Below are 24,466 nucleotides of genomic sequence, written 5' to 3'. Positions count from 1 at the left end.
GACGTGCTCGAGGAGATCCGGATCGGCCAGCTGGGCGTCATCGACTCCTCGCGGCTCGAGCTCGGGCCGGGGCTGACGGTGATCACCGGCGAGACCGGCGCCGGCAAGACGATGGTGGTGACCGCGCTCGGGCTGCTGCTGGGCGGGCGGGCCGACAGCGGGATGGTCCGCACCGGCGCGGCGCACGCGCGGGTCGAGGGCGTGGTGGACGCGAGCGGGTTGGCCGGGTTCGCGAGCGCGGTGGACGAGGCGGGCGGCGAGGTCGAGGACGGCCACGTGGTGCTGGCCCGCAACGTGGCCAGCGAGGGCCGGTCCCGGGCCTGGGTCGGCGGCGCGTCGGTGCCGGTGTCCCGGCTGGCCGAGGTGGCCGAGCCGCTGGTGGCGGTGCACGGGCAGTCCGACCAGCACCGGCTCCTGCGGCACCGGGCGCAGCGGGAGGCGCTGGACCGGTTCGGGGGCGAGCCGGTGCTGGCGCTGGTCTCGGCGTACGCCGCCCTGCACGCCCGGCTCGAGGCCACCGAGCGCGAGCTCGACGAGGTCGTGGCCAGCGCGCGGGAGCGGGCCCGGGAGGCGGACCTGCTGCGGTTCGGGCTGGGCGAGATCGAGGCGGTCGACCCCAAGCCGGGCGAGGACGCGCAGCTGGCGGCGGACGAGGCGCGGCTGGGCTACGCCGAGGAGCTGCGCACCGCGGCCGAGGGCGCCCGCGAGGCGCTGTCGAGCGAGAGCGGCGACCCGGACGCGCTGGCGGCGGCGTCGGCGGCGCGGACCCTGCTCGAGAGCGTGCGCGCGCACGACGCCGACGCGGGGGCGCTGGCGGACCGGCTGGCCGAGATCACCTACCTGCTCAGCGACCTGGCCGCGGACGTGGCGTCCTACGCCGCGGGCGTGGACGCCGACCCGGCGCGACTGGCCGCCACCTCCGAGCGGCGGGCGGCGCTGACCGCGCTGACCCGCAAGTACGGCGAGACCGCCGAGGACGTCCTGGCCTGGGCCGAGACGTCGGCGGCCCGGCTGCTGGACCTCGACGGCACCGACGAGCGGATCGAGACCCTGCGCGAGCAGCAGCGCTCACTGCGCGCCGAGCTGGGCGAGGTCGCCCTCAGCCTGTCCGCGGCGCGGTCCGAGGCGGCGACGCGGCTCGCCACCGAGGTCACCGCCGAGCTGAGCCTCCTGGCCATGCCGCACGCCCGCCTCGAGGTCACCGTGAGCCAGCACGAGGTCGACGCGCCGGCCGGCGAGCCGTCGGGGAGCCCGCTCGAGGTGGGCCGGCGCTGGCTGCGGCACAACGCGAGCGGCGTGGACGAGGTCGAGCTGCTGCTGGCCGCCAACACCGGCTCCGAGCCGCGGCCGCTGCACAAGGGCGCGTCCGGCGGTGAGCTGTCGCGGGTGATGCTGGCCCTCGAGGTGGCGCTGGCCGGGACCAGCCCGGTGCCGACGTTCGTCTTCGACGAGGTCGACGCCGGCGTGGGCGGCAGCGCCGCGGTCGAGATCGGCCGGCGCCTGGCCCAGCTGGCCCGCACCGCCCAGGTGCTGGTGGTGACGCACCTGCCCCAGGTCGCGGCGTACGCCGATCGCCACGTCCTGGTCGAGAAGGCCAGCGACGGCTCGGTCACCAGCTCCGGGCTGACCGTGCTGGACGAGGCGGCCCGCGAGCGGGAGCTGTCGCGCATGCTGGCGGGGCTGGCCGAGTCCGACACGGCGCTGGCCCACGCCCGCGAGCTGCTCGAGGTGGCCGCGCCCGCCCGGGCCCTGGCCTGACGGCCCGGGAGCGGGGCGGCCTGACACACTGACCTCCATGGACCGGGGGGTCGGCTGCTGCGGGGTGCGTCACACGAGACGTCACCCGCCCGCGGTCGTTGTCTCCTCGTGAAGGCCAACGCGCGCAGGACCACGCTGACCGCGTCCGGCGGCACCGGCCCCGGCGGTGTGCTGGGCACCGCCCGCGTCGGGGTGGACCCCGCGAGCCTGCTGCCCTCCCTCCAGCCGGGAGACGTCGCCGTCCTCGACCACGCCGACCTGGACCGGCAGACCGCGACCGCGCTGGTGGACGCCGGTGTCGTGGCCGTGGTCAACGCCCAGCGGATGGGGTCGGGCCGCTACGCCAGCCTGGGCCCGGAGGTGCTGGCCGAGGCCGCGCTCCCGGTGGTCGACCAGATCGGCGCCGAGGGGCTGAGCAACATCCTCGACGCCCAGCAGGTCCGCGTGCACCAAGGCGTGGTGTACGCCGTCCGGCCCGACGGCGGCGTCGACGAGCTGGCCGTCGGCCGCGACGTCGACCTGGACCTCGTGCACCGGGACACCGAGCGGGCCCAGTCGGCGGCGCGCGGGCCGGTGGACCTGCTGGCCCCGGACCCGGGCGAGGCGCTCGAGCAGGAGTGGCGGCTGCTGCTCCAGGGCCAGGGCCTGCCGCACGTGCGCACCGCGCTCCGGGACCGGCCCGTGGTGGTCGTGGCCCGCGCCGACCACGCCGACCTCCAGGCCGTCGCGTCCTTCGTGCGCGAGCAGGCGCCGGTGGTCGTCGCCGTGGGCCGCGCCGCCGACGACCTGATCGGGCTCACCTGGGCGCCGGACATCGTGCTGGTCACGGCGGGCGACCCGGACACGGTGCCCTCCGGCGACGCGCTGCGGGTGGCGACCGACGTGGTCCTGATGACGCCACCGGGCTCGGGGCTGGACGAGCAGGCCACGATCGAGACGGTGGCCACCAACGCCCCGCTGCTGGTGGACTCCACGGCCAGCGCCGAGGACGTCGCCCTGCTGCTGGCCGAGCACCACGGTGCCTCGGTCGTGGTCGGGGTGGGCCTGCACGCGCGGCTCGAGGACTACCTCGACCGGCCCGGCGAGGCGCCGACCAGCGGCTTCGTGACCCGGCTCAAGCTGGGGGAGCGGCTGGTCACGCCGACGGCCGTCCGGGCGCTGTACTCCGGCCGGCCCGGCTCGGGCCAGCTCGCCTTCGTCGTCGTCGCTGGGCTGCTCGCGCTGCTCGCGGCCATCGCGGTGACCCCGGTCGGCCGCGACTGGGTCCAGAGCGTCGTCGACCAACTCCAGGGGCTCACATGATCACGCTGCGCCAGCACGTCGCCTCCCTCGTCGCGGTCTTCTTGGCCCTCGCCGTGGGCATCGTCCTCGGCGGCGGGCCGCTGGCCGGTGACGACGACGACACGGACAGCGCCCGCGGGAGCGCCGCCGCCAGCGGCGCTGACCGGCCGGAGTCGAGCGCGGCCGACACGACGTACGCCGAGGCGTTCGCCGCCGCCGGGGCCGCTCGGCTCTACGCCAACGGCCTGGACACCCACGCCACCGCGATCCTGGCGCTGCCGGGCGCCGACGACAGCCAGGTCGAGGCGCTCAACGCCCAGGTCCTGGCCGCGGGCGGGTCGGTCACCGGCACCTACACGGTGAGCGACACCCTGCTCGACCCCGAGCAGCGCGACGACGTCGAGGACACCACCAGCCAGCTGGCCACCAGCCTGGGCGACCCGCGCGTGCCGACCGACACCTGGGGCTACGACACCGTCGGGACGCTGCTGGCCCTGGCCATGTCCACGACCCAGCCGTCCTCGGTGCGCGCCGACCTCGCGGCCGTCACCGTCCGCACCGCGCTGGCCGACGCCGGGCTGCTCCAGTCACCGACCGACGTGCGCAACGCCCCGCTGGTGCTCGTCGTGCTGCCCCCGGGCCAGGACGACGGCGGTGCGAGCCTGGCCGCACGCACCGTGCTGGCCGGCGTGGTCAACGGCGTCGGCGCCCAGAGCGCGGGCGTCGTGGTGGTCGGCGACACCGACTCCGCCGACGACGGCGAGCTCGCCGCGCTGCGCGAGTCCGACCTCGGCGAGCGGATCTCGACCGTGGACGGGACGGACACGGCCCTGGGTCAGGTGACCGCCGTGCTGGCCCTGATCGCGGTGATCAACGGCACGAGCGGCGCGTTCGGTGCGTCGGGTGCGGATGGTGCCGTGCCCTTGGCATAGCATGGAGGTCCATGAGGTCCTCCGTGACAAAGCACGTGTTCGTCACCGGAGGCGTCGCCTCCTCGCTCGGCAAGGGGCTCACCGCTTCGAGCCTCGGTCGGCTGCTGCGCTCGCGCGGTCTGCACGTGACGATGCAGAAGCTCGACCCCTACCTCAACGTCGACCCGGGCACGATGAACCCGTTCCAGCACGGCGAGGTCTTCGTGACCAACGACGGCGCGGAGACCGACCTCGACATCGGCCACTACGAACGGTTCCTGGACACCGACCTCGGCCAGATCGCCAACGTGACGACCGGCCAGGTCTACTCCGAGGTGATCGCCAAGGAGCGGCGCGGGGACTACCTCGGCGACACGGTCCAGGTGATCCCGCACATCACCAACGAGATCAAGGAGCGGATCCTCGCCATGGGCGGGTCCGGCGCCGACGGTGAGCACGTCGACGTGGTGATCACCGAGATCGGCGGCACGGTCGGCGACATCGAGTCGCTGCCCTTCCTCGAGGCGGCCCGGCAGGTGCGCCACGACATCGGGCGCGACAACTGCTTCTTCCTGCACATCTCGCTGGTCCCCTACATCGGCCCGTCGGGTGAGCTGAAGACCAAGCCGACCCAGCACTCGGTGGCCGCGCTGCGCCAGGTCGGCATCCAGCCCGACGCCGTGGTCTGCCGCGCCGACCGCGAGCTGCCGGACTCGATCAAGAAGAAGATCTCGCTCATGTGCGACGTGGACCAGGAGGCCGTGGTCACGGCCCCGGACGCGCCGTCGATCTACGACATCCCCAAGGTGCTGCACCGCCAGGGCCTGGACGCCTACGTCGTGCGCCGGCTCGACCTGCCCTTCCGCGACGTGGACTGGACGGTCTGGGACGACCTGCTGCGCCGGGTGCACCACCCGTCCGAGGAGGTCACCGTGGCGCTCGTCGGCAAGTACGTCGACCTGCACGACGCCTACCTCTCGGTGGCCGAGGCCCTCAAGGCGGGCGGCTTCGCGCACGAGGCCGAGGTCAAGATCCGCTGGATCCCCTCCGACGAGTGCCAGACCCCGTCCGGCGCGGCCCGCCACCTGTCCGACGTGGACGCGGTCTGCGTCCCGGGCGGCTTCGGCGTCCGCGGTCTCGAGGGCAAGATCGGCGCGCTGACCTTCGCCCGCACCCACGGCATCCCGACCCTGGGTCTGTGCCTGGGGCTGCAGTGCATGGTCATCGAGTACGCCCGCAACGTGGCCGGGCTGGAGAAGGCCGACTCCACCGAGTTCGACCCCGAGAGCCCGGAGCCGGTCATCGCCACGATGGAGGAGCAGCTCGCCTACGTCGAGGGCGCCGGCGACCTTGGCGGGACCATGCGGCTCGGGCTCTACCCGGCGCTGCTCAAACCGGGCTCGATCGCGCGCGAGGTGTACGCCGCCGAGCTCATCGACGAGCGGCACCGGCACCGCTACGAGGTCAACAACGCCTACCGCGACACCCTCGAGGAGGCCGGCCTGGTCTTCTCCGGCACCTCGCCGGACAACAACCTGGTCGAGTTCGTCGAGCTGGCCCGCGACGAGCACCCCTACTACATCGCGACCCAGGCCCACCCCGAGCTGCGCTCGCGCCCGACCCGGCCGCACCCGCTGTTCAAGGGGCTGGTCGGGGCCGCCATCGCGCGCCAGCGCGAGCTGCGCTTCCCGATCGACGAGACCGGGCTGCGCCGGGAGCCGGCCACCGTCGAGTGACGGCCGGCGTCCCGACCCGGGGCCCGGTCAGGAGCGCGCGCCGAGCACCCGGGTGAGCGTGTCGACGGTGGCCACCAGCGAGGTCCGGACCACCGGTGTCAGCTCCTCGGACCGGGTCAGCTCCTCGGCCCGGGCCAGCCACTCCTCGTCGCAGGTGCGCGGGCGCATGATGCGCACCTGGCTCAGCACCGACAGCAGGCCGCCGGACAGGTCGGTCAGCTCGTCGAGGTAGCGGTGGGCCCACGGCAGCAGCAGCTCGTGCTGCGCCGGTCGCCAGAACGCGCGGGCGAAGCCGATCTGCGGCAGCCCGGCCGGTACGGCGCGCTCGCGCCACACCCGCTCCCACGCCTCGGCCTTGGCCTCCTCGGTCGGTCGCGCTGCCTCGACGCCCCAGGCCCGGACCTGCGCGTCCGGGTCGGGGTCGCGCTCGAGCAGGTCGGCGACCGCCGCGGCGTCGTAGCGACCCAGGGACGCGCGCCGGACCTGGACCCGCCAGGCCAGGTCGTGGTCGTCGGCCGCCGCGGCGTCGAGCAGCTCGAAGTGCTCCGCGGACGACGCCGCCGCGGCCAGGGTCTGCAGCGCCGCGGTGCGGTGGTCGGGCTCCTGGGCTCGGGCCGCGGCCACGTCGGCGAGCCGCGCCAGCCGGCGGGGGACCAGCACGGCCGGGCTCCACTGCTCGGCCGCGTCGAGGGCCAGCTCGAAGAACGGCTGCACGACGCCCGGGCTCGGCTCGGTCGCCAGCACCGCGAGCACGCAGTCCAGGAAGTCGCCGGTGGACAGCTCACCGCGATAGAGCAGGTCCCACGCGGTGCACACCGCGAGCGCGCGGTCGACCGGATCGGGCAGGGACGCGGCGGTGGAGAGCAGCACCTCCAGCGAGCGCTCGTCGGTGCGCACCGAGGCGAAGGTCAGGTCGCCGTCGTTGACCAGGTGCAGGTCGGCGACCGGCAGGTCGAGCCGGGTGGTCGTCCCGCTCGTCTCCACGTCGGTGAGCGCCACCTGGCGCAGCCCGTCGTCGGTGCGTTCGTAGGACCCGATGCGCAGCGCGTGCGGACGCGGCTCACCGCCGTCCGGGCTGGAGGCCAGCAGCGTGCCGCCGATCAGGCTGAGGGTGTCGGTGCCCGCCTGGTCCAGCCACGCCGTCGTCCAGCCGGTCAGGTCGCGACCGCTCGCCGCGCCGACCGCACCCATCAGGTCGTCCAGCGTGGCGTTGGCCCACGCGTGGTCGGCGAAGTAGTGCCGCAGCGCCTCGACGAACGTCTCCTCGCCCACCAGGGCCATCAGCTGGCGCAGCACCGCCTGGCCCTTGTAGTAGGTGATGGCGTCGAAGCTGGCGAAGGCGTGGGACTCGTCGCTGACCTGGCCGCGGATCGGGTGCGTGGCGGGACCGGCGTCGAGCTGGTAGGCCGGCAGCTCCTCCTGGGCCAGGAAGGCCGCCCACGCGTCGGTGAACTCGGTGGCCCCGACCGAGGCCCACGCGGAGGCGAAGGACGCGAAGGCCTCGTTGAGCCAGACGTCGTCCCACCAGCGCATGGTGACCAGGTCGCCGAACCACTGGTGGGCCATCTCGTGCAGGATCAGCAGCGCCCGCCACGCGCGCTCGGCGTACGTCGGAGGAGAGCGGTAGAGCTCGCTGTCGCTGCACGTCACGCAGCCCCAGTTCTCCATCGCACCGCCGAAGTCGGGGACGAAGACGTGGTCGTAGCGCCGCTGCGGGAACGGCCGGGCGAACTGCTCACCGAAGAAGGCCAGCCCCTGCGCGGTGATGCGGAAGATCTCCTCGGCGTCGCGCTCGAGGTAGGTCCGCAGGGACTGGCGGCAGTAGAGGCCGAGGTCGTGGTCCCCGTGCTCCTCGCGCTGCTCGTGGAACGGGCCGGCGTTGACCACCACGACGTACGTCGAGAGCCGCGGCGTGTCCTCGAAGTTCCACAGCCGCCCGCCGTCCTCGCGGTCGAGCACGACGTCGGGCGAGGTGTTGCTGAGCACGGTCCACGCCGACGGGGCGCTGACCTGGAAGCCGTGCACGGCCTTGAGGTCGGGCTGGTCGAAGCAGGCCCACGCCCGGCGGGCGCCGTCGGGCTCGAAGGAGCTCCACACGTAGACCAGGCCGTCCTGCGGGTCGACGCTGCGCAGGATCGCGTTGCCCGAGCCGGTGTCGGCCTGGACCGAGTCGACGACCAGGACGTTGTCCGCGGCCAGGTCGGGCAGCGGCAGCCGACCGCGCCCGTGGGTGGAGAGGTCCAGTTCGACGTCGTTGAGCCGGGCCGCGGTCACCTCGCCGACGACGTCGACGAAGCTCGAGGCGCCCGGCGTGCGGCAGGTGAAGGTGATGGTCGAGGACGCCTGCCACCGCTCGCCCTCGAGCAGGTCGCGCAGGTCCACGCGCACGTCGTACCGCTCCACCTCGAGCAGCGCCGCCCGCTCCCGCGCCTCCTGCTCGGTCAGGCTGGCCGGCTCGCCGCTGTCGGCAGGGTCGCTCATGAGCCGAACGGTAGCCTCCACCGGGTGCCCAGCCAGGTAGCCGACGTCCCCGAGGAGTGGCCGGTCGAGGGGACCGAGGACCTCTACCGGAGCCGGATCCCGTTCGCTCTGCGCGCCGACACCGTGCGCCGCCCGGGCGCGGACGACGAGGACCCGTTCACCCGCGTGGTGCTGGAGCACCCGGGCGCCGTGGTGATCCTGGCCGTCGACGACGAGGAGCGGGTGCTCTGCCTTCGCCAGTACCGCCACCCCGTCGGGCGCCGGATGCTGGAGCTGCCAGCCGGCCTGCTCGACCAGGAGGGCGAGGACCCCCGTGCGGCCGCCGTGCGCGAGCTGCGGGAGGAGGCCGGGCTGGAGGCGACCGACTGGACCCCGCTGACCTCGGTCTACAGCTCGCCCGGCATCAGCAGCGAGCTCATCCACCACTTCGTCGCCCGTGGTCTGAGCGACGTGGGCCGCGGCGACTTCGAGCCCGCCCACGAGGAGGCGGACATGCAGACCCTCTGGGTGCCGTTCGCCGACCTCGAGGCCGCCTGCCTGGACGGCTCGGTGCAGGACGCGCCGGTGCTCATCGCCGTGCTGACCGCGCGTCGCCGAGGGCTAGTGTCGGCTCCGTGAAGGTCGGAGTGCCGAAGGAAGTCAAGAACCACGAGTACCGCGTGGCGATCACGCCGATCGGGGTGCACGAGCTGGTGGCCCACGGCCACGAGGTCGTCGTCCAGAAGGACGCCGGCGTCGGCTCGCAGATCACCGACGAGGAGTACGTCGCCGCGGGCGCGCGGATCGTGGACACGGCCGAGGAGGCGTGGGGCACCGACGGTGGGGTGGACCTGGTGCTGAAGGTCAAGGAGCCGGTCGCGGAGGAGTACGACCGGATGCGGGAGGGGCTGACGCTGTTCACCTACCTGCACCTGGCCGCGGACAAGCCGCTGACCGAGGAGCTGCTGGCGCGCAAGGTCACCGCGATCGCCTACGAGACCGTCCAGCTGCCCTCCGGTGGGCTGCCCCTGCTCTACCCGATGTCCGAGGTCGCCGGCTGCCTGGCGCCCCAGGTGGGCGCCTACAGCCTGATGAAGGCCCAGGGCGGCCGCGGCGTCCTGATGGGCGGTGTCGGTGGGGTCGCCAACGCGAAGGTCGTCATCATCGGCGCCGGGGTGAGCGGTCAGAACGCCGCGAACATCGCGTTGGGGATGGGCGCGGACGTGACGCTGCTGGACACCGATCTGGACAAGCTGCGGATGTCGTTCTGGCGCTACGACAACCGGGTCCACGGCCTGGCCAGCTCGAAGCTCGCGCTGGAGCAGCAGGTGCTCGAGGCGGACCTGGTGATCGGGGCCGTGCTGATCCCCGGAGCGGCGGCGCCGAAGCTGGTGTCGAACGAGCTGGTCTCGCGGATGAAGCCGGGCTCGGTGCTGGTGGACATCGCGATCGACCAGGGCGGCTGCTTCGAGGACTCCCACGCGACCACGCACGCGGACCCGACCTACGAGGTCCACGGCTCGACGTTCTACTGCGTGGCGAACATGCCCGGCGCGGTGCCGAACACCTCGACGTACGCGTTGACCAACGCGACGCTGCCCTACGCGGTCGCGCTGGCCAACCGGGGGTGGACCGAGGCGTGCCGGTCGGACCGTTCCCTGGCCCTCGGGCTCAACACCCACGCCGGGCAGCTGACCAACAAGCCCGTCGGCGAGGCCGTCGGCATCGACGCCGTGGACCCGGACGAGGTGCTGGCGTAGGCGTGGTCGAGCGCGCGGTCCGGACCTACCTCGACCACCTGGCGGTCGAGCGGGGCCTGGCCGCGAACACGCTGACGTCGTACCGCCGGGACCTGCGGCGCTACCTGGAGCACCTGGACAAGGCCGGCGTCGACAGCCTGGACCAGGTGAGCGAGGCGACGGTGACGGGCTTCCTGGTCGCGCTGCGCGAGGGCGACGCCGACCACCCGCCGCTGAGCTCGACGTCCGCGGCCCGCACGGTGGTCGCGGTGCGCGGCTTCCACAAGTTCGCGCTGGCCGACGGGCTGGCCCAGGCCGACCCGGCCAGCGCGGTCAAGCCGCCCACGCCGGCCAAGCGGCTGCCCAAGGCGCTGCCGCTGGCCGACGTCGAGGCGATCCTCGAGGCGGCCGGCGCGCCGGGCACCACCCTGGCGCTGCGCGACCGGGCCCTGCTCGAGGTGCTCTACGGCACCGGCGCGCGGATCTCCGAGGCCGTCGGCCTGGACGTCGACGACCTCGACCCGGTCGACCACACCGTGCTGCTGCGGGGCAAGGGCGGCAAGGAGCGGATCGTGCCGGTCGGCTCGTTCGCGCTCGAGGCGGTCGACGCCTACCGGGTGCGCGGCCGGCCCGAGCTGGTCGCGACGGGGAAGGGCACACCCGCCCTGTTCCTCAACGCCCGCGGCGGTCGGCTCTCGCGCCAGTCGGCCTGGGCGGTGCTGGTCAAGGCGGCCGAGCGTGCCGGGGTGACCCGCGACGTCTCGCCGCACACCCTGCGCCACTCCTTCGCCACCCACCTGCTCGACGGCGGCGCCGACGTCCGCGTGGTCCAGGAGCTCCTGGGCCACGCCTCGGTCACGACCACCCAGGTCTACACCCTGGTCACCGTGGACAGCCTCCGCGAGGTCTTCGCCAGCGCTCACCCCCGGGCTCGGGAGTGACGCCCCGGCTCGACGTGCGCACCGGCGCGTCCGAGGACGACGTGTACGCCGCGGTCGTGGACTGGGCCGCCGCGCAGGGTCTCGAGCTCTACCCGCACCAGGACGAGGCCGTCCTGGAGCTGCTGGCCGGCTCGAACGTCGTGCTGGCCACGCCGACCGGCTCTGGCAAGTCACTGGTCGCGGTGGCCGCCCACGCCGCGGCCCTGGCCCGCGACCAGGTCACCTACTACACCGCGCCGATCAAGGCGCTGGTCAGCGAGAAGTTCTTCGACCTCTGCGCGGTCTTCGGCACCGACGACGTCGGGATGCTGACCGGCGACGCCTCGGTCAACGCCGACGCCCCGGTCATCTGCTGCACCGCGGAGATCCTGGCCAACATCGCGCTGCGCGAGGGCTCGGCCGCCGACGTCGGCCTGGTGGTGATGGACGAATTCCACTACTACGCCGAGCCCGACCGCGGCTGGGCCTGGCAGGTGCCGCTGCTGGAGCTCACCCGGGCGCAGTTCCTGCTCATGTCGGCCACGCTGGGCGACACCAGCGAGGTCGAGGCCGACCTCACCCGGCGCACCGGCCGGGACACGGCGTCGGTCAAGGACGCCGAGCGGCCGGTGCCGCTGACCTTCACCTGGGCGCTGACGCCGCTGCCGGACACGCTGGAGGAGCTGGTCTCCACCCACCAGGCGCCGGCGTACGTCGTGCACTTCACCCAGAAGGACGCCGTCGAGCACGCCACGTCGCTGCTCACCGCGCCGTACCTGCCGAAGCCGGGGCCGGAGCTGGCCGAGCGGCTGGCCGGGGTGCGGTTCGCGGCCGGCTTCGGCAAGACGCTGAGCAAGCTGCTCAAGAAGGGCATCGGGGTCCACCACGCCGGGATGCTGCCGCGCTACCGGCGGCTGGTGGAGCAGCTGGCCCAGGCCGGGCTGCTCACCGTCATCTGCGGCACCGACACCCTCGGCGTCGGCATCAACGTGCCCATCCGGACCGTGCTGTTCACCGGGCTGGCCAAGTACGACGGGCGCCGGCAGCGCATCCTGCGCACCCGGGAGTTCCTGCAGATCGCCGGACGCGCGGGCCGGGCCGGCTACGACACCGCGGGCTACGTCGTGGTCCAGGCCCCCGAGCACGTCATCGAGAACGAGAAGGCGAAGGCGAAGTCCGAGGCCAAGAACGCGGACAACCCGAAGAAGAAGTCCAAGCCCCACCTCCGCAAGCCGCCCGACGGCACGGTGGTGTGGACCGAGCAGACCTTCGACAAGCTGGTGGCCGGCGAGCCCGAGCCGCTGGTCTCCCGCATGCGCGTGGACGACTCGATGCTGGTCAACGTGCTCTCCCGCGAGGAGGACGCGTTCCCCGTCATGCGCCGGCTCCTCACCGACAACCACTCCGGCCGGCGCGAGCAGCTGCGGCTGGCCCGCCGCGCCCTGCGACTGGCCCGGTCGCTGGCCCGCTCCGGGATCCTGACCCGGCTGGACGAGCCGGACGGGTTCGGCCGGCGCTACGTCCTCACCGTGGACCTGCCCGAGGACTTCGCGCTCAACCAGGAGCTGGCCCACTTCGCGCTGGCCGCCCTCGACGTGCTGGACCCGGAGGCCGCGACGTACCCCATGGACGTCGTCTCGGTCGTCGAGGCCGTCCTCGAGCCGCCGCGGCAGGTGCTGTGGGCGCAGCAGCACGAGGCGCGCGGCGAGGCGGTCGCGGCCATGAAGGCCGACGGCATCGAGTACGACGAGCGGATGGTGCTGCTCGAGGAGGTCACCTGGCCGCGGCCGCTGGCCGAGCTGCTGGAGGCGACGTTCGAGGTCTACCGCGAGACCCACCCGTGGCTGGACCCCGAGGCGCTGGACCCCAAGGCCGTGGTCCGCGAGATGTGGGAGCAGGGGATGGGGTTCACCGACCTCGTCGGGCGCTACCAGCTGGCCCGCTCGGAGGGGCTGGTGCTGCGCTACCTCACCGACGCCTACCGCACCCTGCGCCAGACCGTGCCCGAGCGGCACCGGACCCCGGAGGTCGAGGAGCTGCTGGAGTGGCTGCGCGAGACCATCCGACAGACCGACTCCTCGCTGCTCGACGAGTGGGAGGCGCTGTCGGACCCCGACCACGTCCGCCCGGACGTCGCCGGCCACGCGCCACCGCCCCCGCCCCGACCGCTGTCGGCTCAGGAGCGGCCGTTCCGGGTCATGGTCCGCAACGCGCTGTGGCGCCGGGTCGAGCTGGCCGCGCGCGACGACGTCGACGCCCTGGCCGCGCTGGAGACCGCGACGGCCGAGCTGGCCGACCCGCCGCTCGAGGTGGTGATGACGCGGGCCGACTGGGACGACGCGCTCGCGGCGTACTGGGAGGACCACGACGAGATCCGACTGGACGCCGACGCCCGCGGTCCGGCCCTGCTCGCGGTGGAGAGGACCGGTCGCGCCTGGAGCGCGCGGCAGACCCTGCACGACCCGGCGGGCGACCACGACTGGGTCCTCGAGGCGCAGGTGCACCTCGACGCCTCGGACGCCGTGGGTGAGGCGGTCGTGCTGGCCACCGCGCTGCGGCGGCTGGACGGCTAGCGCGGCCGGTTGACCCGGACCACGTTGTTGGCGCCGCTCACGCTGACCTTGGTCTTCCCCTGGCGGACCGTCGCCCGGTTGTTCGCGCCCCTGATGACCAGCCGCTCGAGCTTGTCGTAGCGCAGGGTGTTGTTGGCGCCCTTGATCGTGGCCGCACCGCCTCGGGGCGCGCGGACGGTGTTGTTGGCCTCGCGCACGGTCACGACGTCCAGGCTCCCGGCGGAGACCACGGTGACGTTGGCGCCGGTGATCTCCACCCGGCTCGCGCCGGGCAACGTCACGTCGACGTTGCTGGCGCTGATGCGCACCGTGCTGCACGCGCCGGTGAGCACGTAGCTCTCGGTGCTGGAGGTGATCGCCACCGGCCCGCCGGCGCAGTCGAGGGTGACCTCGGCGTGCGCAGGGGAGGCGGAGCCGATCGCGAGGGCGGAGACGGCCAGCGCGAGCGCGCCGGCCACGGACGGGACCCGAGACGTCATGCCGGCCATCATGCCGGGAGCCTAGAGTCAGCCGGGTGAGCGACGTCGAGGTGACTAACAACCAGGCCGAGCAGCGCTACGAGGCGCGCATCGACGGCGAGCTGGCCGGGGCGGCGTACTACGACGCCGCCGACGACCTCATCGTCTTCACCCACACCGAGGTGGACGAGGCCTTCGAGGGCCACGGCGTCGGGTCGGCGCTGGCCCGCGGCGCCCTCGACGACGTGCGCGCCGACGGCCGCCGCCGGGTGGTGGCGCGGTGCCCGTTCATCAAGGGCTGGATCGAGCGCCACGAGGACTACCAGGACCTGCTCGACTGAGCCCCAAGCGGGCCCGGGAGGGACCGCGCCCTCTCCACAGATTGCTGCACAGGCGGGGACGCGGTTGTGCACCGCGAGCGTACGGAACCCCCCACTCCTCCACAGATTCCGGCGCGGCCTGGGGATGGCGCCTGGTCGGGTTGTGGCCGCCGGGAAACCGCGCCTAGAGTCCCGGGCGCGTCGGCCACATGTCGCCGTGTCGACAAATTAGGTTCGCTGCGACAGCAGGCCGACAGTGGAGGAGAAACGGGATGACTCAGGGCGCAGGGTTCGACCCAGGACCCAGCGGAGGGTACGGCCACGGAGCAGCCGCTCCGGAGGTCCCGCCGCGCTTCGTCCCCCCGGTCCCGCCCCCGTCGGCCCCCGCCCCCGAGCCTGGACCGAGCGACGCGATGCCTTCCCCCACCCCTGAGCCGATCACCGAGCCCCTGCCCTTCACGCCGCGGGCCCCGGAGCCGGTGGCGAGCGCCGACGAGAAGGTCGCGCTCGGCCCCACCGGCCGGCCGATGCCGGTCATCCCCGAGCCCGGGCCGGTGGCCACGCACGGCCGCGCCCGCGTGGTCTCGATGTGCAACCAGAAGGGCGGCGTCGGCAAGACCACGACGACGATCAACCTGGGCGCGGCGCTGGCCGAGTTCGGCCGCAAGGTCCTCCTGGTCGACTTCGACCCGCAGGGCTCGCTCTCGGTCGGGCTGGGGCTCAACCCGCACGAGATGGACCTCACGATCTACAACCTGCTGATGCAGAAGGACGTGACGCTCGACGAGGTCGTGGTCCCGACCGGGGTGCCCGGGATGGACCTGCTGCCCTCCAACATCGACCTGTCGGCCGCCGAGGTGCAGCTGGTCCACGAGGTCGGCCGCGAGCAGACCCTCATGCGCGTCCTGGCGCCGGCGCTCTCGGAGTACGACGTCGTCCTCATCGACTGCCAGCCCTCGCTCGGCCTGCTCACGGTCAACGCGCTGACGGCGTCGCAGGGCGTCATCGTGCCGCTGGAGTGCGAGTACTTCGCGCTGCGCGGCGTGGCGCTGCTCAAGAACACCATCGACAAGGTCCGCGAGCGGCTCAACCCCGTGCTGCAGATCGACGGCGTGCTCGGCACCATGTTCGACGGTCGGACCCTGCACAGCCGCGAGGTCATGGAGCGGCTGGTCGAGGCGTGGGGCGACACCGTCTTCCACACCGTGATCCGCCGGACCGTGAAGTTCTCCGACTCCACCGTGGCCGGCGAGCCGATCACCAGCTACGCGAGTGCCTCGGCCGGGGCCGAGGCCTACCGCCAGCTCGCCAAGGAGGTGCTCAGCCGGTGGCCCGACGAGTGAGCGTGCCGTCGTCGGACGAGCTGTTCCGGCCGACGAGCGACGGTGCGCCTGCCGACCCGGGGAAGGTCGGCAAGCGCCCCGTCCACGCCGTACCGGACGAGCCCGAGGTGCCGCGCAAGCCCAGCGGCCGGGTCAAGCACGACGAGAAGGTGACGGTCTACCTCACCGCCGCCGAGCTGCTCGAGCTCGAGCACGCCCGGCTCTCGCTGCGCGCCGCCCACGGCCTCGCCGTCGACCGCGGCCGCGTGGTCCGCGAGGCCCTGCACCTGGTGCTCGCCGACCTGGAGCAGAACGGCGAGGACAGCGCGCTCGTGCGCCGCCTCCACGAGGGATGACCGTCATCGACGAGCCCGTCGAGGTCGCCGAGGCGGCCGAGGCCGGCGGCTTCGAGCTGCACCTCGACAACTTCGAGGGCCCCTTCGACCTGCTGCTCAGCCTGATCTCCAAGCACAAGCTGGACATCACCGAGGTGGCGCTGTCGCAGGTCACCGACGAGTTCATCGCCCACGTCAAGGCCGGCGGCGCCGAGTGGGACCTCGAGCAGACCTCGTCGTTCCTGCTGGTCGCGGCCACCCTGCTGGACCTCAAGGCGGCGCGCCTGCTGCCCCAGGGCGACGTGGAGGACGAGGAGGACCTCGCGCTCCTCGAGGCGCGCGACCTGCTCTTCGCGCGGCTGCTGCAGTACCGCGCGTTCAAGGGCATCGCCTCCGTGCTCGAGGGGCGGCTGGCCGGGGAGTCCCGGCGCCACCCGCGGGCGGTCGGCCTGGAGGAGCGGTTCGCCACCCTGCTGCCCGAGGTGCTCATCGGCATCGGGCTCGACCAGTTCGCGGCCCTCGCGGCCAAGGCCCTCGAGCCCAAGGTCGCGCCCGAGGTCACCCTCGCCCACATCCACGCCGCCCGGGTCTCGGTGCGCGAGCAGGCCGCGATCGTGGTCGAGCGGCTCCGGCGGGCCGGGGCGATGACCTTCCGCGCGCTGTGCGGCGACTCCCCGGACACCCTCACCACGGTGGCGCGGTTCCTGTCGCTGCTCGAGCTGTTCCGCGAGGGCGCGGTCGGCTTCGACCAGGTCACCCCGCTCGGCGAGCTCACCGTGCGCTGGACCGGCGACGACGACGTCGACGCCGAGGACCTCGTCACCGACGAGTTCGACGGTGCCCCCGAGCCGACCCCCGAGCCCGCCGCTCCCACCACCGACGCCGCGGAGGCAGAATGACCACCGTGACCGAGAGCCCGACGAGCCCCGCAGGCTCCGAGCAGGACGCCCTGGTCGGCGTACCGCTCGCGCCGCTGCGGCCCTCGCTCGAGGCGGTCCTCATGGTCGCCGACCAGCCGCTGGACGCCGTGGCCCTGGCCACCGCGGTCGGCTACCCGGTCGAGGAGGTCGTGGCCGAGCTCCAGCTCCTGGCCGAGGAGTACGCCGAGCAGGGCCGCGGCTTCGAGCTGCGCAACGTGGCCGGCGGGTGGCGCTACTACACCCGCGAGGAGTACGCCGGCGTCGTGGAGTCCTTCGTCCTCGAGGGCCAGCAGGCGCGGCTGACCCAGGCGGCGCTGGAGACCCTGGCCGTGGTGGCCTACAAGCAGCCGGTCTCGCGGGCCCGCGTCTCGGCCATCCGCGGGGTCAACGTGGACGGGGTGATGCGCACCCTGCTGGCCCGCGGCCTCGTGGAGGAGGCGGGTCAGGACGAGATGACCGGCGCCCACCTCTACCGGACCACCGGCTACTTCCTGGAGCGGATCGGGGTCGAGTCCATCGACGAGCTGCCCGAGCTCGCGCCGTACCTCCCGGACCTCGCCGACATGGAGGACGAGCTGGAGGCCGTGGCCGCCCAGGGCTCGCCCGAGCCCACGCCCGAGCCCACGCCCGAGCCCACGCCCGAGCCCACGCCCGAGCACCCCGACACCCCTCACGAGGGGCCGAGCACGGAACCCGATGGCGGAACCGAGCCCACCTGAGGCCGGCCCGGACGGCACGGGAGACCACGAGGTCCGCCTCCAGAAGCTGCTCGCGCAGTCCGGCGTCGCGTCCCGGCGCCGCTGCGAGGAGCTGATGCTGGACGGCAAGGTCACCGTCGACGGCGAGGTGGTGACCCGGCTCGGCACCAAGGTCGACCCGCGCACCGCGCTGATCCGCGTCGAGGGCCGGCGGCTGCCGCCGGTCTCTCCGAACGTCTACCTCGCCCTCAACAAGCCCCGCGGCGTGGTCTCCACGATGTCGGACCCGCAGGGCCGGCGCACCCTGAGCGACCTGGTCGCCGAGCGCCCCGAGCGGCTCTTCCACGTCGGCCGGCTCGACACCGACACCTCCGGGCTCCTCGTCCTCACCAACGACGGCGACTTCGCCCAGCGGCTGGCCCACCCGTCGTACGAGGTGGACAAGACCTACGTCGCCGAGGTCCGCGGTGACGTGGCCAAGGCGACGCTCGCCCAGCTGCGCGAGGGCGTCACGCTCGAGGACGGGCCGGTCACGGTGTCCGCGGTGCGGATCGTGCAGCGCGGCTCCGGCAAGACCATCGTCGAGCTGGTCATCCACGAGGGGCGCAACCGGATCGTGCGCCGGCTGCTCGACCACGTCGGCCACCCGGTCACCCAGCTCACCCGGACCCGGATCGGGCCGGTCGCGCTGGGCCAGCTCAAGGCGGGGGAGCTGCGCGAGCTCACCAACGACGAGCTCGGCGAGCTGCTGGACACCACGCAGCTGTGAGCGTCCTCGCACCGTACGTCACCTCGCTGCAGGCCTACGACGTGCCGGCCGGCGCGCCCGCCGTGCACCGCGGGCTGCCCGACACCAGCCTCACGCTCGTGCTGGGTCTCGGCCGCCCGGTCGACGTCGGCTGGGCCGACGGCACCGGCCGCGCCGCGCGGTGGTCCACGGTGAGCGGCCTGCACGCCGGCCCGGCCGCGATCCACCAGGACGGGCCGCAGCGCGGGGTCTCGGTCGGGCTCACGCCCGCGGGGGCGCGAGCGCTGCTCGGCGTACCGGCTGCGGCCCTCGCCGGTGAGCTGCTCGAGCTGGCCGACGTGGCACCCGACCTTGCCGACCTGCCCGAGCGGGTCCAGGGCGGCTCGCCCGTGGCCGTGGTCGTGCAGGCGCTGAGCGCCGCGCTGGCCCGCCGCGGGGCCGTGGGACCGCGCGCCGAGGTGGGCCGCGCCCTGGCCCGGCTGGCCCGGGGTGGGCGTGTCGAGGAGGCGGCCGCCGAGGTCGGCCTGAGCCGGCGCCGGCTCGGCACGCTGGTGCGCGACGAGACCGGCCTGACGCCCAAGGCCTACCAGCGGGTGGCGCGCTTCTCGGCCAGCCGGGTGCTGCTGGGCCGGCGGTCGCTGGCGGAGGTGGCCGCGACCTGCGGGTACGCCGACCAGGGCCACCTGGCCCGCGAGTGGTCCGCGCTGGCCGGGTGCCCGCCCAGCACATGGCTGCGCGAAGAGTTCCCGTTCCTGCAAGACCTCGGCGGTCCGGGCGACCCAGACTGAGCGGGTGACCGCAGCAGACACCCGGCTCTGGCCCGCCCTGACCTTCCGCGACGCCGACCGCATGATCGGCTGGCTCTCGGCCGTCGGCTTCGCCGAGCACGCGACGTACCGCTCCGAGACCGACCCCGGCGTCGTCGAGCACGCCGAGTGGCTCTGGCCGCCCGGGGGTGGGGTGATGTTCGGGAGCCGGCGCGACGCCGGTGCGCTGGACAACGTCGGCGGCAGCGCCGTGTACCTGGTCACCGACGACGTCGAGGGGGTCTTCACGCGGGCTGTCGAGGCGGGGGCCACCGTCGAGCGCGAGCCGGCCGAGCAGCCCTACGGTGGGCGCGGCGCGTCGGTCCGCGATCCAGAGGGCAACCACTGGTCCTTCGGGGGCTACCAGCCGCAGTAGCCTTGCCCGCTGTGGCGGTGAGGGCGGTGCGAGGCGCGACCCAGCTGGACGCGGACGACCGCGACCACATGCTGGAGCGGGTCGCGGAGATGGTGCTGGACGCGATGGAGGCCAACGGGCTGGACGTCGACGACTTCATCTCGGTGATCTTCACCGCCACCTCCGACCTGGTCTCGGAGTTCCCGGCGTACGCCGCCCGCCAGCTCGGGTTCGGCGAGGTGCCGCTGCTGTGCGCGCGCGAGCTGGAGATCGACCGGTCCATGCCGCGGGTGGTCCGGATGATGGCGCACGTCGAGACCGACCTGCCGCGTGCCGACATCACGCACGTCTACCTGCACGGCGCCGCGGCGCTGCGCAGCGACCTCTCCCGGGTGCGGACGAGCCCCGATGAGTGAGCTCACCGGGCCGGTCGAGGTCGTCGGCGCGGGGCTGGTGGGCACCTCGATCGCGCTGGCCCTGACCCGCGCCGGGATCGAGGTGCTGCTCTCCGACCGCTCCGACGACCACCTGCGCACGGCCAGCGGGCTGGGCGCGGGACGCCCGGTCGCGGCGGGGGACCGGCCTCAGCTGGTCGTCGTCGCGGTGCCGCCCGACGCCCTCGGGGCGGTCATCCGCGACGCCCTGGAGCGCACCGACGCGGTCGTCACCGACGTGGGCAGCGTGAAGTCACGGCCCCTGGCCGCGGTGGCGGAGCTGCCCGGCGTCGAGCGGTACGTCGGCAGCCACCCGATGGCCGGCAGCGAGCGCTCCGGTCCGCTCGCGGCCAGCGCCGCGCTCTTCGACGGCCGGCCGTGGGCGATCACCCCGCACGGGTCCTCCGACCCGGACGCCGTGGCGCTCGTCGAGGAGCTGGCCACCCGGTGCGGCGCGACCCCCGTGCGGCTCAGCCCTGCCGACCACGACCGCGCGGTGGCGCACACCTCGCACGTGCCGCACCTGCTGGCGTCGCTGGCGGCCGGACAGCTCCTCGGGGCCCCGCGCGACCACCTCGACCTGAGCGGTCAGGGCGTGCGTGACGTGACCCGGGTGGCCGCCGGCGACCCGGGGCTCTACGGCCAGATCGTGTCGTCGAACGCCGAGCAGGTGCTGACCCTGCTCATCGACGTGCGCGAGCGGCTCGACGGCGTCATCGTGGCCCTGGACCGCGGTGACCGGGACCGCCTGGACGAGGTGCTGCGCGACGGCGTGGCCGGGACCCGGGCCATCCCGGGCAAGCACGGCGGGCCGGCCCGACCGTCGACGTCGGTCTGGGTCTCGGTGCCCGACCACCCCGGGGAGCTGGCGCGGCTGTTCGCCGACGCCGGCGCGAGCGGCGTCAACATCGAGGACGTCCACATCGACCACGACCCGGGCCGGGAGACCGGCCTGGTCGAGCTGGTCGTGGAGGCCGACCGGGCCGAGCACCTGCTCACGTCTCTGGAATCCAGGAGCTGGGTGACCCACCGGTAGGGTGGTCGGTCGTGAGCAGTGGCGCCCCTGGCATCGTCGTGGCGCTCGACGGCACCTCCGGATCGGGCAAGTCGAGCACGTCGCGCGGTGTCGCCGAGCGGCTGGGGCTGCGCTACCTCGACACCGGCGCGATGTACCGCGCGGTCACGTGCTGGATGCTGCGCCACGGGGTGGACGTCCACGACGCGGCCGCGGTGGCCGCCCGCGCCGACGAGCCGCGCCTGGAGTCCGGGCTCGACCCGAGCGCGCCGACCATCACCGTCGACGGCCAGGACGTCGCCGTGGCCATCCGCCAGGCCGACGTGAACGCCGCGGTCTCGCCGGTGAGCGCCGTGCCCGAGGTGCGGGCCCGGCTGGTCGCCCTGCAGCGCGCCCTCATCGACGAGGCGCTGGCCGACGGCTCGGGCATCGTCGTCGAGGGTCGTGACATCGGCTCGGTGGTCTGGCCCGACGCCCAGGTCAAGGTCTACCTCTCCGCCGACGCCTCGGCCCGCGCCTCGCGGCGCGCCGCGGAGGAGGGCGGCTCCGACGTGGCCGCGACCGAGCAGTCGCTGCTGGCCCGCGACCAGATCGACTCCGGCCGCGCCGTCGCCCCGCTCGTGATGGCCGACGGCGCGGTGCACGTCGACACCACGGCGTACACCCTCGACGAGGTGATCGCGCAGGTGGTCGACCTGGTGGCGGTGGTCGGGAGCCAGGCGTGAGGCGCGGCCACGACCTGCCGCCGAGCGCGCGGCTGCACCCGGCCCGCTACCTGCTGCACCCGCTGCGGCCGCTGGCCCGCACGGTCATCCGGCGGCGGGTCAAGGTGCGCATCGTCGACGGCCACAAGCTGCCCCGCAAGGGCGGCGTGATCATCGCCTGCAACCACGTCGGGGTGGCCGACGGGCCGCTGCTCGCGATCTTCGCGCCGCGGCCGGTGCACGCGCTGACCAAGGAGGAGATGTTCAAGGGGTTCATGAACCGCTTCCTCCTCAGCTCCGGCCAGATCCCCCTGGACCGGTTCCACCCCGACCCGCTCGCGGTGAAGCGGTGCCTGAGGGTGCTGCGCAGCGGCGGCGTGATCGGGATCTTCCCCGAGGGCGCGCGGGGGGGCGGGGGAGTTCGAGCGCTTCCACACCGGCGCGGCGTACCTCGCGATGGTGACGGGCGCGCCCATCGTCCCCGTCGTGCAGTTCGGCACCCGGGAGCCCGGGGCCGGGCAGAGCTCGCTGCCCGCGCGGGGGACCACCGTGGACATGGTGTTCGGCGACCCGATCACCCTCGCGCGGGTGCCGTGGCCGCGGCGCAAGCGTGACGTCGCCGCCCGCTCCGTCGAGCTGCGCCACCAGCTGCTGCGCAACCTCGAGCACGCCAAGGCCATCACCCGCCGCGAGCTGCCGGGACCACTCCCGGCCCGCGACGCCGACCCCGACCCGGCGACGGGCGTGACCGATGCGGAGGCGTCGTGACATCTGCTGAGACCGAAGAGCCCACCGGACCCGTCCCGGTCCTCGCCGTCGTCGGCCGGCCCAACGTCGGCAAGTCGACGCTGGTGAACCGGATGATCGGGCGCCGCGAGGCCGTGGTCGAGGACGTGCCCGGCGTGACCCGCGACCGGGTGTCGTACGACGCCACCTGGTCCGGGCGCGCGTTCACCGTCGTCGACACCGGCGGCTGGGACCCCGACGCCCGCGGCCTGGCCGCCTCGATCGCCGCCCAGGCCGAGATGGCGGTGTCGCTGGCCGACGCCGTGCTGTTCGTGGTCGACGCCACCGTCGGCATCACCGACGACGACGAGGCCGTCGTGCGGATCCTGCGCAAGAGCGGCAAGCCGGTCGTGCTGGCGGCCAACAAGGTCGACGACCAGCGCACCGAGGCCGAGGCCTACGGGCTGTGGAACCTCGGCCTCGGCGAGCCCTTCCCGGTCTCGGCGCTGCACGGGCGAGGCTCCGGCGACCTGCTCGACGCCATCCTGGCCGCCCTCCCGGAGCCGCCGCCCGAGCGCATCGGCGAGCAGCTCGGCGGGCCGCGCCGCATCGCCATCGTCGGCAAGCCGAACGTCGGCAAGTCCTCGCTGCTCAACCGGCTCGCCGGCGAGGAGCGCGTCGTCGTGGACAACGTGGCTGGCACCACCGTCGACCCCGTCGACGAGCTGGTCGAGCTGGGCGGCCGGGTGTGGCGCTTCATCGACACCGCCGGCATCCGCAAGCGGGTCAAGGAGGCCTCGGGGCACGAGTACTACGCCTCGCTGCGCACCACCACCGCCATCGACCGCGCCGAGGTCGCCGTCCTCGTCCTCGACGGCTCGCAGGCGATCTCCGAGCAGGACCAGCGCATCATCCAGACCGTCCGCGAGGCAGGTCGTGCCCTGGTCATCGCCTTCAACAAGTGGGACCTGGTCGACGAGGAGCGCCGCTACTACCTCGACCGCGAGATCGAGCGCGAGCTCGTGCAGGTCCAGTGGGCGCCCCGCATCAACATCACCGCCCGCACCGGCTGGCACGTCGACCGCCTGGTCCCCGCCCTGGACCGCGCCCTCGAGGGGTGGGAGACCCGCGTCGGCACCGGCGCCCTCAACGGCTTCCTCGGCCGGCTCGTCGCCGAGCACCCGCACCCCGTGCGCGGCGGCAAGCAGCCCCGCATCATGTTCGGCACCCAGGCCTCGACCGCGCCCCCGACGTTCGTGCTCTTCACCAGCGGCAAGCTCGAGGCGTCGTACGAGCGGTTCATCGAGCGGCGCCTGCGCGAGGAGTTCGGCTTCGTCGGCACGCCCATCGTGCTGCAGCAGCGGGTCCGCGAGAAGCGCAAGCGCTGAGGCTCAGCGCTCCGGCTCGACCTCGCGGCGCCCCCGGCCGCGCGCACCTCGTCGGCGTGCGTGGCTCGGGCACGCCGGGTTGGGGCAGGTCATCACGGCCGGCTTGCGGGTGCCGCAGAGGGGGCACGGCACCTTCACCGCGGCCCGGTAACCGCCGGGGCCCCCACGCTCACCATCCCGGCGGGTGACGCCGCGACCTCGCCCTCCGAGGCCAGGCCGTGGCGCATCGTCCACAGCACGGCCTGCGACCGGGAGTGCACGCCGATCTTGCGGTAGGCCGTGCGGACGTAGGTCTTGACGGTGTTGACGCTCACGAACATCCGGTCCGCGACCTCCTGGTTGCTCAGGCCGCCTCCCACCAGGACGAGCACGGTGCGCTCCCGCGACGAGAGGCCACAGTCGTCGTGGGCCGCGGTGCCCTCCGTCACGGCCAGCCGCAGGGTCCGCAGGAGCGTCTCGGGGTCCACGTCCTCACAGACCACGTGCCGCACGCCGAGCGCCCGGGCGCCGTCCTCGAGGTCGGGGCGACCGGCGCGGACCAGTCCGACCACCGCGGCCGTCCCGGTGAGGCGCCCGAGGTCGCGCCGGCTGTCGTGCGCGGCCCGCCCCGCCAGGTCGTAGAGGACGACCTCCGCCTCGCCGGTGTCGACCACCGTGGCGTGCCCGGTGCCGGCGCGGAGCATGGTGGTCAGCCCGGCCCGCACCAGCGCGTAGTCGCTCAGCACCGCCACGCGGACGGGCTCGTCAGGGGGCACCACGCGCACTCCTCTCCGCGGCCGCCAGGTGGACCAGGTGCACCTGGTGGACCGCCGGGCCTGCGTCTGGGTCGCCGGCCCGGCGGCCTCGGGGGTACCTGTCA

The 24,466-nt window shown here is 74.0% G+C and carries 25 protein-coding genes; 22 read left to right on the top strand and 3 right to left on the bottom strand.

From position 1 onward, the window contains the following. Nucleotides 1–3: 3 nt before the first annotated feature. The 4 genes from recN to G5V58_RS12115 all read left to right on the top strand — a co-directional run bounded on the left by recN (nt 4) and on the right by G5V58_RS12115 (nt 5,686). Complete coding sequence (recN, locus tag G5V58_RS12130) at nt 4–1,758, top strand: DNA repair protein RecN (protein ID WP_165232892.1); 1,755 nt, start codon at nt 4–6, stop codon at nt 1,756–1,758. Between the two features lie 108 nt (nt 1,759–1,866). Further along, nucleotides 1,867–3,060 carry a putative cytokinetic ring protein SteA gene (gene steA / locus G5V58_RS12125; RefSeq protein ID WP_165232889.1) on the top strand — a complete coding sequence of 398 codons (1,194 nt, stop codon included), beginning with the start codon at nt 1,867–1,869 and terminating at the stop codon, nt 3,058–3,060. Then, a complete protein-coding gene (locus G5V58_RS12120) occupies nt 3,057–3,971 on the top strand; it encodes a copper transporter (protein WP_165232886.1) in 915 nt (304 codons plus the stop codon). Before steA ends, G5V58_RS12120 begins: the two co-directional genes overlap by 4 nt. An 11-nt stretch (nt 3,972–3,982) precedes the next feature. Next, nucleotides 3,983–5,686: a CTP synthase gene (locus G5V58_RS12115; RefSeq protein ID WP_329957570.1), complete on the top strand. Its 1,704-nt coding sequence runs from the start codon at nt 3,983–3,985 to the stop codon at nt 5,684–5,686. 27 nt (nt 5,687–5,713) lie between these two features. Here G5V58_RS12115 and pepN read toward each other — a convergent pair whose 3' ends face one another. Then, nucleotides 5,714–8,167, bottom strand: a complete 2,454-nt coding sequence (gene pepN, locus G5V58_RS12110; protein WP_165232881.1) for an aminopeptidase N — start codon at nt 8,165–8,167, stop codon at nt 5,714–5,716. Nucleotides 8,168–8,191: 24 nt separating this feature from the next. Between pepN and G5V58_RS12105 the strand changes: the two genes are divergently transcribed. Genes G5V58_RS12105 through G5V58_RS12090 form a run of 4 tightly spaced genes read left to right on the top strand, consistent with a single transcriptional unit; the run spans nt 8,192 to nt 13,378 of the window. Continuing rightward, on the top strand, nt 8,192–8,785 hold the full coding sequence (locus G5V58_RS12105) for an NUDIX domain-containing protein (RefSeq protein WP_165232878.1): 594 nt from the start codon (nt 8,192–8,194) through the stop codon (nt 8,783–8,785). Then, nucleotides 8,782–9,906: an alanine dehydrogenase gene (gene ald, locus G5V58_RS12100; protein WP_165232876.1), complete on the top strand. Its 1,125-nt coding sequence runs from the start codon at nt 8,782–8,784 to the stop codon at nt 9,904–9,906. Before G5V58_RS12105 ends, ald begins: the two co-directional genes overlap by 4 nt. Nucleotides 9,907–9,908: 2 nt before the next feature. After that, a complete protein-coding gene (gene xerD / locus G5V58_RS12095) occupies nt 9,909–10,826 on the top strand; it encodes a site-specific tyrosine recombinase XerD (RefSeq protein WP_165232873.1) in 918 nt (305 codons plus the stop codon). Continuing rightward, on the top strand, nt 10,823–13,378 hold the full coding sequence (locus tag G5V58_RS12090) for a DEAD/DEAH box helicase (protein ID WP_165232870.1): 2,556 nt from the start codon (nt 10,823–10,825) through the stop codon (nt 13,376–13,378). Before xerD ends, G5V58_RS12090 begins: the two co-directional genes overlap by 4 nt. On the opposite strand, the gene G5V58_RS12085 is transcribed toward G5V58_RS12090, so the two are convergent. Continuing rightward, nucleotides 13,375–13,857 carry a DUF3060 domain-containing protein gene (locus G5V58_RS12085; protein ID WP_165232867.1) on the bottom strand — a complete coding sequence of 161 codons (483 nt, stop codon included), beginning with the start codon at nt 13,855–13,857 and terminating at the stop codon, nt 13,375–13,377. The genes G5V58_RS12090 and G5V58_RS12085 overlap by 4 nt on opposite strands. A 35-nt stretch (nt 13,858–13,892) precedes the next feature. Between G5V58_RS12085 and G5V58_RS12080 the strand changes: the two genes are divergently transcribed. From G5V58_RS12080 to der, 14 genes are all read left to right on the top strand, one after another. Further along, nucleotides 13,893–14,177 (top strand): GNAT family N-acetyltransferase, encoded by a 285-nt coding sequence (locus G5V58_RS12080; protein ID WP_165232864.1) that lies wholly within the window; start codon nt 13,893–13,895, stop codon nt 14,175–14,177. A gap of 392 nt (nt 14,178–14,569) precedes the next feature. Continuing rightward, on the top strand, nt 14,570–15,499 hold the full coding sequence (locus G5V58_RS12075; RefSeq protein WP_407939739.1) for a ParA family protein: 930 nt from the start codon (nt 14,570–14,572) through the stop codon (nt 15,497–15,499). Nucleotides 15,500–15,501: 2 nt separating this feature from the next. Then, nucleotides 15,502–15,834 (top strand): hypothetical protein, encoded by a 333-nt coding sequence (locus tag G5V58_RS12070; protein WP_230487296.1) that lies wholly within the window; start codon nt 15,502–15,504, stop codon nt 15,832–15,834. Then, complete coding sequence (locus G5V58_RS12065; protein ID WP_165232858.1) at nt 15,831–16,712, top strand: segregation and condensation protein A; 882 nt, start codon at nt 15,831–15,833, stop codon at nt 16,710–16,712. Before G5V58_RS12070 ends, G5V58_RS12065 begins: the two co-directional genes overlap by 4 nt. Next, nucleotides 16,709–17,452 carry an SMC-Scp complex subunit ScpB gene (gene scpB / locus G5V58_RS12060; RefSeq protein ID WP_165232855.1) on the top strand — a complete coding sequence of 248 codons (744 nt, stop codon included), beginning with the start codon at nt 16,709–16,711 and terminating at the stop codon, nt 17,450–17,452. The genes G5V58_RS12065 and scpB overlap by 4 nt, the downstream gene beginning before the upstream one ends. Then, entirely contained in the window at nt 17,430–18,200 is a 771-nt protein-coding gene (locus G5V58_RS12055) for a pseudouridine synthase (RefSeq protein ID WP_165232852.1), read from the top strand. The genes scpB and G5V58_RS12055 overlap by 23 nt, the downstream gene beginning before the upstream one ends. Beyond that, on the top strand, nt 18,197–18,967 hold the full coding sequence (locus G5V58_RS12050; protein WP_165232849.1) for a helix-turn-helix domain-containing protein: 771 nt from the start codon (nt 18,197–18,199) through the stop codon (nt 18,965–18,967). Before G5V58_RS12055 ends, G5V58_RS12050 begins: the two co-directional genes overlap by 4 nt. A gap of 4 nt (nt 18,968–18,971) precedes the next feature. Further along, nucleotides 18,972–19,361: a VOC family protein gene (locus tag G5V58_RS12045; RefSeq protein ID WP_230487295.1), complete on the top strand. Its 390-nt coding sequence runs from the start codon at nt 18,972–18,974 to the stop codon at nt 19,359–19,361. A 17-nt stretch (nt 19,362–19,378) separates the two neighbouring features. Continuing rightward, nucleotides 19,379–19,756 carry a chorismate mutase gene (gene aroH / locus G5V58_RS12040; RefSeq protein ID WP_230487294.1) on the top strand — a complete coding sequence of 126 codons (378 nt, stop codon included), beginning with the start codon at nt 19,379–19,381 and terminating at the stop codon, nt 19,754–19,756. Continuing rightward, complete coding sequence (locus G5V58_RS12035; protein WP_165232843.1) at nt 19,749–20,810, top strand: prephenate dehydrogenase; 1,062 nt, start codon at nt 19,749–19,751, stop codon at nt 20,808–20,810. Before aroH ends, G5V58_RS12035 begins: the two co-directional genes overlap by 8 nt. A gap of 11 nt (nt 20,811–20,821) precedes the next feature. After that, the gene (gene cmk, locus G5V58_RS12030; RefSeq protein WP_230487293.1) at nt 20,822–21,514 is read left to right on the top strand and encodes a (d)CMP kinase; all 693 of its coding nucleotides are present in this window, start codon (nt 20,822–20,824) and stop codon (nt 21,512–21,514) included. Further along, the gene (locus G5V58_RS12025) at nt 21,511–22,107 is read left to right on the top strand and encodes a lysophospholipid acyltransferase family protein (protein WP_230487292.1); all 597 of its coding nucleotides are present in this window, start codon (nt 21,511–21,513) and stop codon (nt 22,105–22,107) included. The genes cmk and G5V58_RS12025 overlap by 4 nt, the downstream gene beginning before the upstream one ends. Then, entirely contained in the window at nt 22,082–22,261 is a 180-nt protein-coding gene (locus tag G5V58_RS25970; RefSeq protein ID WP_230487291.1) for a hypothetical protein, read from the top strand. The genes G5V58_RS12025 and G5V58_RS25970 overlap by 26 nt, the downstream gene beginning before the upstream one ends. Beyond that, nucleotides 22,258–23,607 (top strand): ribosome biogenesis GTPase Der, encoded by a 1,350-nt coding sequence (gene der, locus G5V58_RS12020; RefSeq protein WP_165232840.1) that lies wholly within the window; start codon nt 22,258–22,260, stop codon nt 23,605–23,607. The genes G5V58_RS25970 and der overlap by 4 nt, the downstream gene beginning before the upstream one ends. Before the next feature lie 134 nt (nt 23,608–23,741). Here der and G5V58_RS12015 read toward each other — a convergent pair whose 3' ends face one another. After that, nucleotides 23,742–24,365: a response regulator transcription factor gene (locus G5V58_RS12015; RefSeq protein ID WP_165232837.1), complete on the bottom strand. Its 624-nt coding sequence runs from the start codon at nt 24,363–24,365 to the stop codon at nt 23,742–23,744. Nucleotides 24,366–24,466 lie beyond the last annotated feature (101 nt).

Source organism: Nocardioides anomalus (assembly GCF_011046535.1).
In the GTDB taxonomy this organism is placed as follows: domain Bacteria; phylum Actinomycetota; class Actinomycetes; order Propionibacteriales; family Nocardioidaceae; genus Nocardioides; species Nocardioides anomalus.
The sequence above is the reverse complement of the archived record's forward strand: the minus strand, read 5'-3'. Positions and strand labels throughout refer to the sequence as shown.

Excerpts from the sequence above, each read along its gene's own strand:
- G5V58_RS12120 (WP_165232886.1), top strand. The coding sequence starts at position 3,057 with ATGATCACGCTGCGCCAGCACGTCGCCTCCCTCGTCGCGGTCTTCTTG.
- G5V58_RS12115 (WP_329957570.1), top strand. The coding sequence starts at position 3,983 with ATGAGGTCCTCCGTGACAAAGCACGTGTTCGTCACCGGAGGCGTCGCC.
- pepN (WP_165232881.1), bottom strand. The coding sequence starts at position 8,167 with ATGAGCGACCCTGCCGACAGCGGCGAGCCGGCCAGCCTGACCGAGCAG.
- G5V58_RS12085 (WP_165232867.1), bottom strand. The coding sequence starts at position 13,857 with ATGACGTCTCGGGTCCCGTCCGTGGCCGGCGCGCTCGCGCTGGCCGTC.
- G5V58_RS12075 (WP_407939739.1), top strand. The coding sequence starts at position 14,570 with ATGCCTTCCCCCACCCCTGAGCCGATCACCGAGCCCCTGCCCTTCACG.
- G5V58_RS12065 (WP_165232858.1), top strand. The coding sequence starts at position 15,831 with ATGACCGTCATCGACGAGCCCGTCGAGGTCGCCGAGGCGGCCGAGGCC.
- scpB (WP_165232855.1), top strand. The coding sequence starts at position 16,709 with ATGACCACCGTGACCGAGAGCCCGACGAGCCCCGCAGGCTCCGAGCAG.
- G5V58_RS12055 (WP_165232852.1), top strand. The coding sequence starts at position 17,430 with ATGGCGGAACCGAGCCCACCTGAGGCCGGCCCGGACGGCACGGGAGAC.
- G5V58_RS12035 (WP_165232843.1), top strand. The coding sequence starts at position 19,749 with ATGAGTGAGCTCACCGGGCCGGTCGAGGTCGTCGGCGCGGGGCTGGTG.